12 protein-coding genes are annotated in these 15,112 nt (G+C 29.7%); 5 read left to right on the top strand and 7 right to left on the bottom strand.

All coding sequences use genetic code 11. The features are described from left to right. Positions 1-289: 289 nt before the first annotated feature. The 4 genes from V6137_RS18440 to V6137_RS18425 all read right to left on the bottom strand — a co-directional run bounded on the left by V6137_RS18440 (position 290) and on the right by V6137_RS18425 (position 3,867). Positions 290-1,174, bottom strand: a complete 885-nt coding sequence (locus tag V6137_RS18440; protein WP_425449447.1) for a DUF4097 family beta strand repeat-containing protein — start codon at positions 1,172-1,174, stop codon at positions 290-292. 125 nt (positions 1,175-1,299) lie between these two features. Beyond that, a complete protein-coding gene (locus V6137_RS18435; RefSeq protein WP_425449446.1) occupies positions 1,300-2,697 on the bottom strand; it encodes a HAMP domain-containing sensor histidine kinase in 1,398 nt (465 codons plus the stop codon). Positions 2,698-2,713: 16 nt separating this feature from the next. Next, positions 2,714-3,403: a response regulator transcription factor gene (locus V6137_RS18430; protein ID WP_425449445.1), complete on the bottom strand. Its 690-nt coding sequence runs from the start codon at positions 3,401-3,403 to the stop codon at positions 2,714-2,716. 269 nt (positions 3,404-3,672) lie between these two features. After that, a complete protein-coding gene (locus V6137_RS18425; protein WP_425449444.1) occupies positions 3,673-3,867 on the bottom strand; it encodes a Spo0E family sporulation regulatory protein-aspartic acid phosphatase in 195 nt (64 codons plus the stop codon). 443 nt (positions 3,868-4,310) lie between these two features. On the opposite strand from V6137_RS18425, the gene pyrB reads away from it, so the two are divergent. Next, complete coding sequence (pyrB, locus tag V6137_RS18420; protein WP_425449443.1) at positions 4,311-5,237, top strand: aspartate carbamoyltransferase; 927 nt, start codon at positions 4,311-4,313, stop codon at positions 5,235-5,237. A 1-nt stretch (position 5,238) separates the two neighbouring features. Then, on the top strand, positions 5,239-5,667 hold the full coding sequence (locus V6137_RS18415; RefSeq protein WP_425449442.1) for an aspartate carbamoyltransferase regulatory subunit: 429 nt from the start codon (positions 5,239-5,241) through the stop codon (positions 5,665-5,667). Between the two features lie 246 nt (positions 5,668-5,913). On the opposite strand, the gene V6137_RS18410 is transcribed toward V6137_RS18415, so the two are convergent. Both V6137_RS18410 and V6137_RS18405 read right to left on the bottom strand, forming a co-directional pair. After that, positions 5,914-7,092, bottom strand: coding sequence for a class I SAM-dependent methyltransferase (locus V6137_RS18410; protein ID WP_425449441.1), 1,179 nt, complete (start codon positions 7,090-7,092; stop codon positions 5,914-5,916). Between the two features lie 36 nt (positions 7,093-7,128). After that, the gene (locus V6137_RS18405) at positions 7,129-8,823 is read right to left on the bottom strand and encodes a glycosyl hydrolase family 18 protein (RefSeq protein ID WP_425449440.1); all 1,695 of its coding nucleotides are present in this window, start codon (positions 8,821-8,823) and stop codon (positions 7,129-7,131) included. A 207-nt stretch (positions 8,824-9,030) separates the two neighbouring features. Here V6137_RS18405 and V6137_RS18400 point away from each other — a divergent pair, with 207 nt between their 5' ends. From V6137_RS18400 to arcD, 3 genes are all read left to right on the top strand, one after another. Further along, positions 9,031-9,690 carry a hypothetical protein gene (locus V6137_RS18400; RefSeq protein ID WP_425449439.1) on the top strand — a complete coding sequence of 220 codons (660 nt, stop codon included), beginning with the start codon at positions 9,031-9,033 and terminating at the stop codon, positions 9,688-9,690. A 152-nt stretch (positions 9,691-9,842) separates the two neighbouring features. Further along, a complete protein-coding gene (arcA, locus tag V6137_RS18395) occupies positions 9,843-11,069 on the top strand; it encodes an arginine deiminase (protein ID WP_425449448.1) in 1,227 nt (408 codons plus the stop codon). Between the two features lie 79 nt (positions 11,070-11,148). Continuing rightward, positions 11,149-12,615 (top strand): arginine-ornithine antiporter, encoded by a 1,467-nt coding sequence (gene arcD / locus V6137_RS18390; RefSeq protein ID WP_425449438.1) that lies wholly within the window; start codon positions 11,149-11,151, stop codon positions 12,613-12,615. Positions 12,616-12,804: 189 nt separating this feature from the next. Here arcD and V6137_RS18385 read toward each other — a convergent pair whose 3' ends face one another. Continuing rightward, positions 12,805-14,817 carry a M28 family metallopeptidase gene (locus V6137_RS18385; protein ID WP_425449437.1) on the bottom strand — a complete coding sequence of 671 codons (2,013 nt, stop codon included), beginning with the start codon at positions 14,815-14,817 and terminating at the stop codon, positions 12,805-12,807. Positions 14,818-15,112: the final 295 nt, after the last annotated feature.

Genomic DNA, 15,112 nt, shown 5'->3' with positions numbered 1-15,112 from the left:
CAATTTTAAAAGCCTAAATTTGGCCATTGTTCGTGTTTTTCAAAGGTCTTTTTGTCGTGCATAAATTTAATATTAGAGAATTTAAATTTTTTCACTTAAATACTCTTGACTTTTACTAGCTGGTCTAAAAAGATATTTATTATACGTATACCACGGAATTTTGATATTATTGATTTAAAATGGTAAATTCCTCTACCTCTTTAATCTATATACTTATTTTAGCCAATAATATTTAAAAAAGTATGAATAAATTGTAAATAAAATAATCACCCCTTAAGGGGTGACCATTTTATTCTAACTCCACACTACCCGATGAAGTTTTTATTTTAACTTTATTAGTGTCTGTTCCCAAAACCCCTTCTAAATAATTTCTCTTTGATTCTTCCGTTGTAGTTAAAGGGGTTTTTGTTTTAATATTTCCAGAGGAAGTATTTACTTTCAGATAATATTCAGAATTTTTAGGGAACTTTATTTTTACACTTCCTGAAGATGTCTTAACATTAATATCATGATTAAGTACTTCTTGTTGGATTTTAACCTTTCCGGAACTTGTATGTACATCTAGTAGCCCCGAGTTTACCCGTTCATTTTTACCCCCATTGAGTAAGTTTATATTTACTTTTCCCGAAGAAGTTTTAACTTTAATATCATTATTAGTATTTTTATAACCTATCCTTACACTGCCTGAACTTGATGAAACATCTAAGTTCCCATCAAACTCTTCTATATCTACCTTTCCAGAGGATGTATCAATATATGCATTTTTACAGATAATACTTTCTATATCAGTATCCCCTGAAGAAGATTTACACTTAAAATCTCTAATATTCAAATTTTCTATCTTAATATCAGATGATGATTTTTTTATTGATACATCATTTAAGTAATTTTTAGGAATATATATATCTAACCTTAAGTCTGACTTTACATGTACTATTCCAAAAGATATTTTTGATTTTCTTTCTATACTTATCTCCAATCTTTTATCATTCTCATTACAATCAAGATAAGGTATAGACTTTTCTTTATTTGTACTAATATCACCATGAAAATGTACTTTAATTTTTTCATCATCTGTAGATATTACCTTTACATTTGTACTTGATACATTGATTGAGATTTCTTCAATATCTCCTATTAAAAAACTTTCCTCTTGATTAATGATTTCTTTCATTGTGATTCCCCCTATTTTTTTAAACTAATCCCCTAATTGTTAATGTTATTTTATCTGTCACTTATGTATATTGTAGTACATTTTACACCTTTTGTAAATATTGTTTGCTATATGCATATTTCACTTTACTTTGTATTTGTTGACAAAGTTAATGTAAATACAAATTCAGTACCTCTTCTCTCCTCACTTTTAACCCATATTTCTTCATTATGATTTTTAATAATTTCCTTTACTATAGATAAGCCTAACCCCGTTCCAGTTATTTGCCTTGATCTGGATTTATCTCCTTTGTGGAATCTTTTCCATATATTTTGTAAGTCTTTTTTAGGAATACCACATCCCGTATCCTTAATGTATACATAGGCTTTATTATTCTTTATTTCGGTTAGTATAGTTAAACTATCTTCCCTCTCCATAAATTTTATGGCATTATCTATAATATTTGATATAACCCTAGAAATACTATCCTTTTCTCCACTAACATATATAGGGTCTTCTCTAAAATTCACTTCCACATTTATATCTTTTCCCTCTAGTTTATTACCAAATTTGATTATACTCCTTCTAATAAGTTCATTTAAATCAAATGTAGTCAAATTAAGGGGGTAATTTCCAGACTCCATCTTGGATAAATCCAATAGATTATTTATCAGTTCTGATAATCTTTCAGTCTCTTCATATGTTATATTAAGATACTCATTTTTCTTATCATCAGAAGTTTCTTTATCCATAAGTGCCTTTATATAACCCCTTATAAGGGTAAGGGGAGACCTTAGCTCATGGGAAACATCTGCAATAAATCCCCGTCTCTTTTCTTCTATTTCTTCAAGTTCTCCCGCCATATTATTGAAAGATTTAGCTAACTGCCCTATTTCATCATTTGTATTTATATTAAGCCTTTTTTCAAACTCCCCTGAAGCTATTATTTTGGTTATTTTATTCATTTCCCTCAGTGGTTTTGATATCCTTTGAGAAGTGAAATAAAGGGGTATAAGTACAATCATCAAGGATATAACCATAGAATAAAGTATTATTTTATATATTTCATTTAATGTTTCGTCTATCTCATATATTGGAGAATGCATGATTACACCATTTACAACTATTCCATTTACAAATATAGGGACCCCCACTGTAAGAACAGGACCTCCAAAGAGTTCATCATATTCTCCCCTCTTCACCATAACATCGCCCTTTAAAACCTTCACTAAATCATCGGTTGAAACCTGTTTTCCTATCCAATTTCCTTCAGTTTCATTTGATACCCCATATATATACCCTTGTTTATCTATAAGCCATATTTTAGCATTTAAGAACTTTTCTATAGAATTAAGTTCATTTTTCAAAGTTCCATAGTTTACCTTTCTATTTAGATAATCTATTATAGTATTATTGAGCTTTTGCCCCTCTTCCGTTAAAGCATGGGCTCTTTTATCAAAGTAATAATCCTCTAACATCTCTATGGCTACAATACCTAATATTATAAAACTTATTATTATTACGATAAGGTATACAAATGTCATTTTTTTAAATACCGAATTAAACACCCTTTTTCACCTCAAATTTATACCCTACCCCCCAAACTGTTTTTATTTCATAATTATCCTTTACTTCCTTTAATTTAGACCTAAGTCTTTTTATATGAACATCTACTGTCCTAGTTTCTCCTATAAAATCAAATCCCCAAATACGTTCTATTAACTGTTCCCTTGTAAAAACCTTGTTTGGATTTGATGCTAAGAAATATAGTAATTCCATTTCTTTTTTAGGTAATTGGCTCTCTTTATCATTTATTTTTAAAGTAAAATTGTCCATATTTATAGCCAAGTTAGGAAAAATTATTTGTTCTGCTGATTGATTAGAATTTGTGGAAACCCGTCTTAATACAGCCCTTATCCTAGCAATAAGTTCCTCTGGATCAAAGGGCTTTACCATATAATCATCTGCTCCCAACCTTAATCCTAGTACTTTATCAAATGTTTCCCCCTTTGCTGTAAGCATTATTATAGGAACATCACTAATTTTTTTTATCTCTCTACATACATCATACCCATCCATTTTAGGTAACATTATATCTAGTATTACCATATTTGGGGTTTCTTCTTTAAATTTCTTAATAGCTACTTCACCATCATGGGCTTTTATTACCTCAAACTGTTCCTTTTCTAAAAACATCTCTACTAACTGACATATTTTTTTATCATCATCAACAATTAATATTTTATCCATATTATCACTCCGTTATAGTTTGTTAGTATTATTATACCATGTTTTATATATCTTTAGAACAAAGGCACCTTTGGTGCTTCTTTGTTCTGTACAGGATGCAAGGTGCAGGGAACAGAGGATTGGTAATGGGGTATTCTGTAAAACACTTAACATATGACTTTATAAGACTTTAATATAGTTAAAGCCTACTAAAATATAAATAAAAAATCCCTGTTTTAATAGGGATTTTTATGCATCTAAATATATTAACTTTTCCTTAAAGTTAAATTTTAATTATAATTTTTATTGTTATATTTTTTACAATAGTATTTATAAATAAGCTTGTCCAACTCAATACTTAATTTTAAGATACATTCCTTGTTTATGTTATCATTTAGCATCAGTTCATTTAGTATTCTTCTTTTATATTCTATATTATTTTTAATCGTTTTTTCATCTATACATTCAAGATTAGTCATTTCCATAATATAGTTCCTTCCCGTTTTTCTTCTATATTTTTTTTAATTCTAACGTTATATAATATTACCATATAAATAACCTATTTTCAACATAGTTTAAGATTGTTAGTAATATTTTACTATATTTCGCATTTTCCTGTAATTTTTTTACTTGAATCATATCATTTTGTAATATTTTTTATTGACATTTATTTGTCATTGCGATATTATGTTTGTAACATATAAACCTTTAAATTAGTCCTGTGAGACTGAGAAGGTATGAATACTGGTATATAGATTATTCATGTCTATATTTCAAGATATCTATACCTTCTTAGCCTTCAGTGCTAGAAGGTTTTTTTATGCCTTTAAATTAGTCCTGTGAGGCTAATAAGGGAGACTTGTCTCCCAACCAAATTAGTTGAGGGATCAAAAATCCCCCAACAACTAAATAAAAGGGAGGAATTATAATGAATCTTAAAGGAAGACATCTTATTGATCCAAGTGATTTCACACTTGAGGAACTAAACCAAATTTTTACCGTTGCACAGGATATGGTAGATATACCTGAAAAGTATGACAAAATATGTAAAGGGAAAATCCTAGCTACACTTTTCTATGAGCCTAGCACTAGAACAAGACTAAGCTTTGAGTCGGCTATGCTTAGAATGGGAGGTAAAATACTAGGTTTTGCCGATGCTCAGACCAGTTCAGTAAAAAAGGGAGAAAGTATATCAGATACAATAAGAGTTGTGGATGGTTATTCTGATATAGCAGTTATACGTCATCCTAGAGAGGGTGCTCCAAAACTCGCTTCTGAATTTTCTCAAGTACCTGTTATAAACGGTGGAGATGGTGGTCATCAACATCCTACCCAAACCCTTACCGATTTACTTACCATAAAAACTCTAAAGGGAAATATAGATGGTAATAAAGTTGCTTTATGTGGTGACTTAAAATATGGTAGAACTGTTCATTCCCTTATTAAAACCCTATCAAGATATAAAGATATGGAATTTTATCTAGTTTCACCCCCTCAACTTCAAATGCCAGAGTATGTTAAAAATTTTGTTAAAGAAACCTACAATGTTAAAATTGTAGAAACCAGCAAAATTGAAGATGTTATTGATGAGGTAGATATATTATATATGACTAGAATTCAAAAAGAGAGATTTTTTAATGAAGAAGACTATCTTAAATTAAAAAATAGTTATATCTTAACAGCAGATAAAATAGAAAATGCTAAAGAAGATATGTTAATAATGCACCCCCTTCCAAGGGTAAACGAAATAGATTATAGTGTTGATAAGGATAAACGAGCAGTATACTTTAAACAGGCCAAATACGGTGTTTATGTAAGAATGTCACTGATGGCACATCTTTTGGGGGTGATATAATATGTTAACCGTAAATAGTATAAAAAAAGGAATCGTAATAGATCATATAACTTCAGGAAAAGGTCTTAAAATATTTGAAAAACTAGAGCTTGATAAAGCAGATTTTCCAGTAGTTTTATTAATGAATGTAGAAAGTAATGAGCTTGGTAAGAAGGATATTATAAAAATTCAAGACGAAATAGATTTAGACTTTACTATGTTAGGACTTATAGATCCTAGTATTACAATAAATGTAATTAAAGATGATAAAATAGTTGAAAAGAAAAGTGTATCATTACCTGGGGAAATTAAAGGCCTTATAAAATGTGAAAATCCCAGATGTGTAAGTAACCATGACATCTATGCAATACCAACCTTTTCATTAGTAGATAAGAATACAGCTAAATATAAATGTTCATTTTGTGATGATTTTACCTATTATAAACTATAAAGAAAAAAGCGGTTAAAACCGCTTTTTTCTTTTGTGCAGGGGACAAAGTGCAGAGATCAGAGATTTCAAGCTAGGGGATTACGAATCCCCCAGTAACTAAATTCCGGAGAATGAATTGCCCCTCTATTTATTTAAATTGACGGTGGACAGTTGAGAATTGACAGTTAAAAGTAATTTTATTCACTTGGTCCATAAAATATTATATCTTAAATCGGCTTCGCCGATTTATACCTTAACTGTCCACTATCAATTCTCAATTTTCAACTGTGAAGTTAACCTATCCCCCATAGCCTCTTCTATATAAATCTTTTCTATATTCCAAAATTTCTTAAACTCTAAATATTCTTTTACAGCCTTCTTATTACTACCCCCTACTTTCACACCTCGAATTAAAACATTTTTAGGGGTATGTTCCATATCTATAAACTCTAGCATCTGTGTAGAGTATCCTAATATTTCAAGTATATTTGCCCTGATGCTATCGGTTATTAACGTTGATAGCTTTTCTTTTATTATTCCGTGTTTTATCATTGGTTTCATAACAGGATTGTCTATCTTGTTTAGTAACTCATGCTGACAACAGGGCACAGATAGTATAACTTTAACATCCCAATTAACTGCCTTAACCAGCGCTGCATCGGTGGCAGTATCGCAGGCATGTAATGTTACAACCATATCCACCTTATCTATTTCTTTAAAATCCTTTATATCACCATGAACAAACTTTAATTTATCATATTTTAAATCCCTGGACACTTCATTACAATAGTCTATAACATCCTTTTTTAAATCTAAACCTATTACATTTATATCTAAGCCCAATTTATCAACTAAATAATAATAAAGGGCAAATGTTAGATAGGACTTTCCACATCCAAAGTCTATTATATTTATCGTTTTATTTTTATCCATACTATCCACAACATCAGAAACCATTTCTAAAAATCTATTTATTTGTTTAAACTTATCATATTTTTTCTTATATACTTTACCTTTTTCATTCATTACACCTAATCTTATTAAAAAATCACATGGTTCATTTTCTTCTATTATATAATTCTTTTTTCTATTGTGATTTAAGTCAGTTTTTTCTTTAGTAGGCTTTTTCCTTAGTATCTTCACTTTTCCCTTTTTACTTATTAAAATCTGATAATCAGCTTCTGTGGTGAATATCATTCCTTGTTTAAAGTAATTATTTAATAGGTCATTTATTTTTTCTATAGCATCATAAAGCTTTAGGTTTTTATGAATTACTTTTTTGTCATAGTTATAAGTAAACTGTATCAAGATATCTTCCTTAATAAGAACAGGCTTTATTGTTACTTTATTAAACTCTTTAATGCTCTTCTTTTTTACGTTACTTAGTACTCCATATATTAATTTATTATTATTTATAACCTCTTTTATTAATTCTTTTATAGTCATAAAATACCCCTTTTTTAATTATATTTGTATATTAACCTAGTTTTCCTTAACCAACCGATCATTATTATACAATGTATTATTTAAAACAGTCCATACCTCCTCTTCTTCAAAGCCCTTTCGCCATAAACCTACCCCTGCCAAGTTATATTTATGAACTAATCTGGCTTTTAAATCTACAGATTTACTATCCTCTATCCATATTCTATATTTTTTACCATCTTTTTTATATTCCGTGTAGTGTTGTCCTATATCATCAAGCCATATAACTTCACTATCATATTCCTTTATTCTATTTTTTACTGTTTCCATGGATAATGCTTTAGATGTAACCTTAATATTTCCACTGTTATCCTCCGTTTCTTCCCATTCTCTAGTATAAAATGGAATCCCCATTATAAGCTTTTCATTTGGTATATACTTTAAGCTTTTTTCTATTCCCCTAGATACCCAATCAATTGATGCCACTGACCCACTTTTAGGACTTGATGCCCAATGTTCATCATAGGTCATAACCATAACATAGTCCACTATTTTACCTAAAGATTCCCTATCATAAAACTTTGACCAGTTTAAACTTCCAGAGGGAACTGTTGTATCTATACTTACTATTAAATTTTGTTCCTTAAGTGCTCCAGTTAAGTCTTTAATAAAGGCCGTTAATCTATCTTTGTCTTTGTAATATACATTTTCAAAATCAATATTTATGCCATCTAAGTTATAAATACTTGCATAGGTTACTATTTGATTTATAGCTCTTTTTTTACCATCTTCATTTAACAGTAATTTATGGGTCAAATCAGGATCAAAACCATTATTTATTAAAGCCCATACCTTATATCCTTTATCATGGGCATCTTTTACATATTTTATATCACTATTATTAACCACATATCCACTTTCACTTACTATAGAAAACCATGTTGGCGATATAACATTTAAGCCCTTTATTTTTTCTTCCTCTGATAAATCAGGGGAATATTTATTTATATGATCCCAAACCAAATTAATTTTTTTATCATTATTCCAATGTTCCCTTTTTTTATTAATCCTATTATCACCTGTTTTTATTTTTGATTTAATTTCTATCTTTTTATCCAATACATATCCTATATATCCCTTTTCATTTCTAATCTTTCTCCACTTTCCTTCTTTATCATACAAGGTTATATTATCCCCTTTATTTAGCTTGTCCATAACAAAACTAAAATAACCTTTTTTAGGTCTTAAAAAGGTATTATCAACTATTTGACCATGCTGTTTTTTACTATTTAAAGTATCTATTGTTAAGACATTTTCATCTTTATTATATTTGACACTTATTTCCAAAATGTCTTCTAGCCCTATTATATTTAAATAGTGGCTATCCTCTATTTCCTTTAAAAGAAAATTTAATTCTACTCCATCTTTTAATCTATTATCTAACTTGTCAGTCTCAAGTTTAAAACTTGGAGTGTCTATATTTAAATATGCCCTATTATATTTTTCACTTATTTCAATATCCTTAGTTATATTTTCTTTTATTAAACTATATGGCAATAGTATATTTTTATCTTCTATTATAGGTTGATTTTTTGTATCAATAACTTTATCCTCTATAACAACGTTAATTTCACCCCTAGAAAATGATGGTATCACATTATAGGGGTCTATTTCCTTATAATACATGATTCCTAGGACGGAACCTGTAGTTATTACTATTAACATTACAATAAATAATATGACTTTTTTCAAATGTATACCTCCCATAATAAGTTTAAGTTAAATATACCATTTATTATGTTTAAATTCAATGGAAATAAAAGCCCTCCAATTACCCTGAAACCTTTATTTTAACTTTCTTGTAATTCCATTGTAACCATATTGTAACTCCCTTAATTTCTTTACAAGTTATAATAATCATGTCTAGAAATACATAACATAATTTAAGGAGGAGTTGAAATGAAAAAACTTATATTATTATTGTCAGCTGTACTAATGATTTCTTTAGTAAGCTGTAGTGAAGATAGCACTACTTCCAATGATGACACTAAAGTAAAAGAATCAACTAATAAAGAAAGTAGCGACTCAGAAGAAAAAAACTTATCCAAATTTGAAAACACTGAAGAGTTAGACTTCTCTGAGGTTTCCTATGTTGCTTCTGAAACTGAAAAGAATGAGAAATTAGAAAAAGCTATAGCTAAAGCTTTTGATTTAACTGAGGACGTTCCTGATTTTAGATATTTTTATAATAACATTGATTTAAACGGCGACGATAAAAAAGAAACTTTTGTTTTTCTTGTAGGGAGTATATTCTCTGGTAGCGGTGGATCTACTGGGATTATATTTTCCCAGGAAAACGATGAGTATAAAACAGTTTCTAAATTTTCTTTAGTTCGTAATCCTATAATAATAAGTGAAAATAAAACTAATGGATGGAAGAATATTATAATGCATGTATCTGGTGGGGGTGTCAAACCGTTTTTTGCAGTATTAAAGCATAATGGAGAAAAATATCCTTCAAATCCATCTGTACAACCGGGACTTGAAGATGATACTAAGGTTAAAGGAACAGCTATAATAGCCGATGACTTAACTAAAAATCATGGAATAACATATTAAATATATTCTATCAACAATCGGAGATACCCTAGGGGGTATCTTTTTTTAAGTCCAATATATTCCTTTGTTCTTTAAAGTTTACAAATTTAATGTTTAAATTATGAAATATCGAGTATTTAATGTAATAGAAGGGATTAAATATTTTAGGAGGGATTGATTTGAGTAAAGGAGCTTTAAATGTTAGGTCTGAAATAGGTAAACTTGAAACCGTTCTACTACATAGACCAGGACACGAAGTAGAAAACTTAACACCGGATTTAATGGACAGGCTTCTATTCGACGATATACCACACTTAGAAGTAGCTAAAAAAGAACATGATACATTTACTGATATATTAAAGAAAAATGGAGTTGAAGTATTATATTTAGAAAAACTTATGGCAGAAACTATAGAGGATGAAAGTGTAAAAGAAAAGTTTATAGAAGAATTCTTAAATGAATCTGATCTATCTGGTGAAGGAAGTAAAAAAGCTCTAAAAGATTATTTTAATTCATTAGATAATAGTAAAATCATTTATAAAATGATGTCTGGTGTTAGAAAAAATGAAGTAGAAAATTATAAGGATATCTCTTTGGCTGATATGGTTAAAACAGATTATCCATTTATCATCGACCCTATGCCAAACTTGTACTTTACCCGTGACCCATTTGCAACCATTGGCTCTGGCATATCATTAAACCATATGAGAACACAAACTAGAAATCGAGAAACTATATTTGCAAAATATATTTTTGATTATCATCCTAGATTTAAAGATCAAACTATTCCCAAATGGTTTGATAGAAATGAGTCTACCTCAATAGAAGGTGGAGATCAATTAATATTAAATGACAAAATATTAGCATTAGGTATCTCAGAAAGAACCGATGCTAAATCAGTTGAGAATATTTCTAAAAGGATTTTAAATAGTGATGAAGGCTTTGAAAGAATACTAGCATTTAATATTCCTAAAAAACGGGCATTCATGCACTTAGATACAGTATTTACAATGGTGGATTATGATAAATTTACTATTCACCCTGAAGTTGAGGGAGTATTAACTGTATTTTCTATAACAAAGGGTAATAACAATAAGATAAATATAGTCAAGGAAGAAGATACTTTAGAGAACATATTGAAAAAATATCTTAACTTAGATGAAATAACACTAATAAGATGTGGAGGTAATGATGCTATAGATTCAGCTCGAGAACAATGGAATGATGGTTCAAATACCCTTGCTATTGCACCGGGAGAAGTTATAGTCTACTCAAGAAATCATGTTACAAATAAACTTTTAGAAGAGAATGGGGTTAAAATCCATGTTATCCCAAGCTCAGAATTATCAAGGGGCCGTGGTGGTCCTAGATGCATGAGTATGCCATTGATAAGGGAATAAAAAAAAGAGTAACGATGCCCCAACATCGTTACTCTCAATATAAATTATAAAATTAATTAAGAAAGGAGTGTTTCATCCCATGGACAATTATACCAAAACTAAAGAAGTTATTAAAGGAAATGAAAAAAAGAATCTTAGTCTTGGAGCATTAATTGCGTTGATTGTGGGATCTATGATAGGTGGAGGAGCTTTTAACCTACCATCGGATATGGCCAAAGGAGCAAATTCAGGAGCTGTTTTAATAGGTTGGTTAATAACTGGAATAGGCATGATTGCATTGGCCTTTGTATATCAAAATTTATCTAGAAGAAAACCTGAACTAGATGGTGGAATCTACAGCTATGCTAGGGACGGTTTTGGCGATTATGTTGGATTTAACTCAGCATGGGGATATTGGATAAGTGCTTGGTTAGGTAACGTTTCCTATGCAGTATTACTTTTTGGAGCATTATCATATTTCTTCCCTGTATTTGAAAATGGTAATAATTTAGCCTCAATTATAGGAGCATCTTTACTGATATGGGGTATACACTTTTTAATTTTAAAGGGTGTTAGGGAAGCAGCCATAGTAAATATTATAACTACTATAGCTAAATTAGTTCCCATAATAGTCTTTATAATAGCAGCCATAATGGCTTTTAATCTTGACAAGTTTCAACTGGATTTTTGGGGAACAGGAAATATAAGTTTCTCAAGTGTCTTAGAACAAGTTAAAAGTACTATGCTAGTAACTCTATGGGTATTTATAGGAATAGAGGGTGCTGTTGTGGTTTCAGGTAGAGCTAAAGATAGAAATGACGTAGGTAAAGCAACAGTAATCGGACTATTAGGAACCCTTCTAATTTATCTTTTAATTTCAGGGTTGTCCCTTGGAATTATGACCCAACCGGAACTTAAAGGTCTTGATAATCCATCTATGGCCTATGTTCTAGAGTCAATAGTTGGTGAATGGGGTGCAGGTATAATCAATTTTGGTTTAGTTATATCTTTACTTGGTGCAACACTGGGGTGGACATTACTTGCAGCAGAAATACCCTATGTGGCAGCGAAGGATGGAGTTTTACCTAAAATGTTCTCCAAGGAAAACGAAAATAATTCCCCTTCTAGTTCATTATGGATTACCAATGGTTTAGTTCAACTATTTTTAATAATAACTCTATTTTCTGAAAGTACCTATAGAGCACTATTTCTAATGGCAAGTACAGCGATACTTTTACCATATCTATTTAGTGGCTTATATCAATTAAAACTAACTATAACTAAAGATGGATACGAAAAAACTAAGAAAAGTAAAATAGTAAAACACATGATAACATCAATAATCGCCTCAATATATGGTCTATGGTTAGTTTATGCAGCTGGACTCGATTATCTACTTATGGTTACCATACTATATGCACCGGGGATGTATTTCTACTACAAAGCTAAAAAGGAAAAAAATCTAAAGGCCTTTAAGCCATACGAGCTAGTAATCGGAATAGCCTTAATAATTGCAGCAATAATTGCCCTGGTTCTTATCTATAATGGAAATATAAGTCCTCTATAAAATAAAGTAGCACCGGAGGTGCTACTTTTAGTTTCCCTTATAAGTATATTTAGACAAATATAGAATTCATATATACATATTGTCCATATAGGAAGTTTAGCATTATTACTGACATTAGCAAATATATAATATAAGTTATAGATACATCCATTAGTGACTTTTCCTTTTTAAATATAACTATATTATTATTTATATGCTCATATTACTTATCATTTCTTTTAAATCAAATTTATTTATAGTTTTCTTCATTTCTTCTTTTGTATTTTTAGGAACTATACGAATTTCATCCGTCATAATACTTTCTAACTTTTCTTTTCCTACCCTCATTAATGTAACTCCATATCTATTACTATTATTATCCACCACTGTGTATGCTTGAGTTATAGTACCGTGCTCTTTAGAATATAATAATTTATACTCCAAACCATTTAAACTAATCTCTTCTATATTGTAATTTTCTAACATATATTCTGCATCCATTGACCTTGTATAATTTTTTTCAACTTCTAAATATACACTTTCATCACCATTTGAATATTTCAATGCAATAGTATCTAAGTTATCTAATGATAAATCCCTTTTTTGTATCTTCCCTATTTTTTCTTTAGGATATTCTTCATTCTTATTTACAGTACTTATTGAATAACTACCTCCCAGTGTTATATTGTCTAGTTCATACTCTCCCATGGTTTTCGGAATATTTATATCTGGATAATACTCATTTACCTCTTCTATAGATCCTGAAAAACTTCCTCCAGTCATTTTAAATAATACTTCATCGATTTCTATTACTAGCTCTTCATCAAATTTTAGATTTATATCTCTTGTCTTTTTATGCACTTTATTCCAAGTTTTATCTCCTGGTCCACCATAGGGTCCATAATTATCGTTTATTTTGAAAGTTTTTCCATTGTTTTTAATAATAAAATCATAAACTATATCACTTATTTTTTTCAATTTTTTTATATCAACAGATTCAACAGTATCCTTTGGAGTATGTATTCTATATTTACTATCTCTAGATAATAGGTTAGGTTGACCTATGCTTATACCACTAATATTAAGACTATTAAAAGACTGATGATCACTAGAACCATAGTTTTTATCTGCTATCTCTACCCCATGTTCATTTGCAACCTTTTCTAAAGCTTCAACTAGTTCACCATTAAAACCATTATTTCCTCCAAATACCGTCTCTTTGTTATCCTTTTTACCCACACAATCAATATTAATATTATATATATTATCATACTTATCTATTATATATTCTGCAAAGGCCTTACTTCCATAGAGTCCCCACTCTTCTCCATTGAATCCACAAAGTAATATGTCCATATTAAAACCTTCACTTTTAGAATATTCCTTTAACCTCTTAGCTACATTAAGCATAACTGTAGTCCCCGAGCCATTATCTACAGCGCCATTGAATATAGTCTCTCCATCCCAACCTACATGATCAAAATGGGCTGATATAACAACTGCTTTACTGCTATCTTTTCCCTTTATTTTGCCTATAACATTTTTAGCCTTTATATCTCTTTGTATATATTTAGTTTTAGATGTAATCTGTTTAACATCATTATTTTTTAAATCATTATAAAGGTTTTCTTTTATTTGTAACATAAGCATTTCCTTCTCCCATACTCTAGTGGAACCAAAGAAGGTATCTGTTTTTACTAACATACCCTTAGCTCTATCCCATAAATCTCCTTTGTCTGTATTTTCATCTATAACAACAATTTTATTAGATATATCTTTATCTTTTACATCAAATGTTATCGGTGCCGTTATCTCTAAATTTTGATTTCTCAATCTATCTATATAATCCCTTCCATAAATATATTCTTTTTTAGTTCCATCTTCAAATTCTACTAATAATGAATGCTCTGATTCATCGGGATTATATACCTTCTGGGTATATTCATGAAAATAACTATTGTTTTCAAATGTTTCTAGTCCTATTTCTTTAAATTTATTAACTATAAACTCAATAGCCTTTTTATTTCCTTCTGTTCCTGTAAGCCTTCCTTTAAACTCATCTGATGATAAAATAGTTATTGTTTCTTCGATAGATTTAAGTTCTTCATCTTGATAATTTGATATAGTCCCCTTCTCATCTATAGCTCCAACATCTATAGACCCATATACCGGTAAAACTAAGGTTAGCACTAATATTAGAGTAATCAAACTTCTTTTTCTCATTTAACATCCCCCTATTTGAATTTATTTACATATACTTATATTTATAATTCTTTATATATATGATTTAACCTTTTTAAAAGTCCAATTGTTACTAAATTGTAATTATTTTACACAAGTTTGCTTATTTTCTTTATCGAGTAGGAGGTAGATAATTAATTTATCTACCGACCTCTCACACCACCGTACGTACCGTTCGGTATACGGCGGTTCACTAAGACAATCTGAATTTTTCATACTGTGAAGATAAACTTGTAAAACCATAATTGGTCAATCTTTGATTAGTTATGGTTTTACT

Source organism: Dethiothermospora halolimnae, from assembly GCF_037577855.1.
Lineage (GTDB): Bacteria > Bacillota > Clostridia > Tissierellales > VENL01 > Dethiothermospora > Dethiothermospora halolimnae.
This window is presented reverse-complemented; position numbering and strand designations above follow the sequence as displayed.

Coding starts and splice junctions, on each gene's coding strand:
- arcD (WP_425449438.1), top strand. CDS start 11,149: ATGGACAATTATACCAAAACTAAAGAAGTTATTAAAGGAAATGAAAAA.
- V6137_RS18435 (WP_425449446.1), bottom strand. CDS start 2,697: ATGACATTTGTATACCTTATCGTAATAATAATAAGTTTTATAATATTA.
- V6137_RS18415 (WP_425449442.1), top strand. CDS start 5,239: ATGTTAACCGTAAATAGTATAAAAAAAGGAATCGTAATAGATCATATA.
- V6137_RS18385 (WP_425449437.1), bottom strand. CDS start 14,817: ATGAGAAAAAGAAGTTTGATTACTCTAATATTAGTGCTAACCTTAGTT.
- V6137_RS18410 (WP_425449441.1), bottom strand. CDS start 7,092: ATGACTATAAAAGAATTAATAAAAGAGGTTATAAATAATAATAAATTA.
- V6137_RS18440 (WP_425449447.1), bottom strand. CDS start 1,174: ATGAAAGAAATCATTAATCAAGAGGAAAGTTTTTTAATAGGAGATATT.
- V6137_RS18400 (WP_425449439.1), top strand. CDS start 9,031: ATGAAAAAACTTATATTATTATTGTCAGCTGTACTAATGATTTCTTTA.
- V6137_RS18430 (WP_425449445.1), bottom strand. CDS start 3,403: ATGGATAAAATATTAATTGTTGATGATGATAAAAAAATATGTCAGTTA.
- pyrB (WP_425449443.1), top strand. CDS start 4,311: ATGAATCTTAAAGGAAGACATCTTATTGATCCAAGTGATTTCACACTT.
- V6137_RS18425 (WP_425449444.1), bottom strand. CDS start 3,867: ATGGAAATGACTAATCTTGAATGTATAGATGAAAAAACGATTAAAAAT.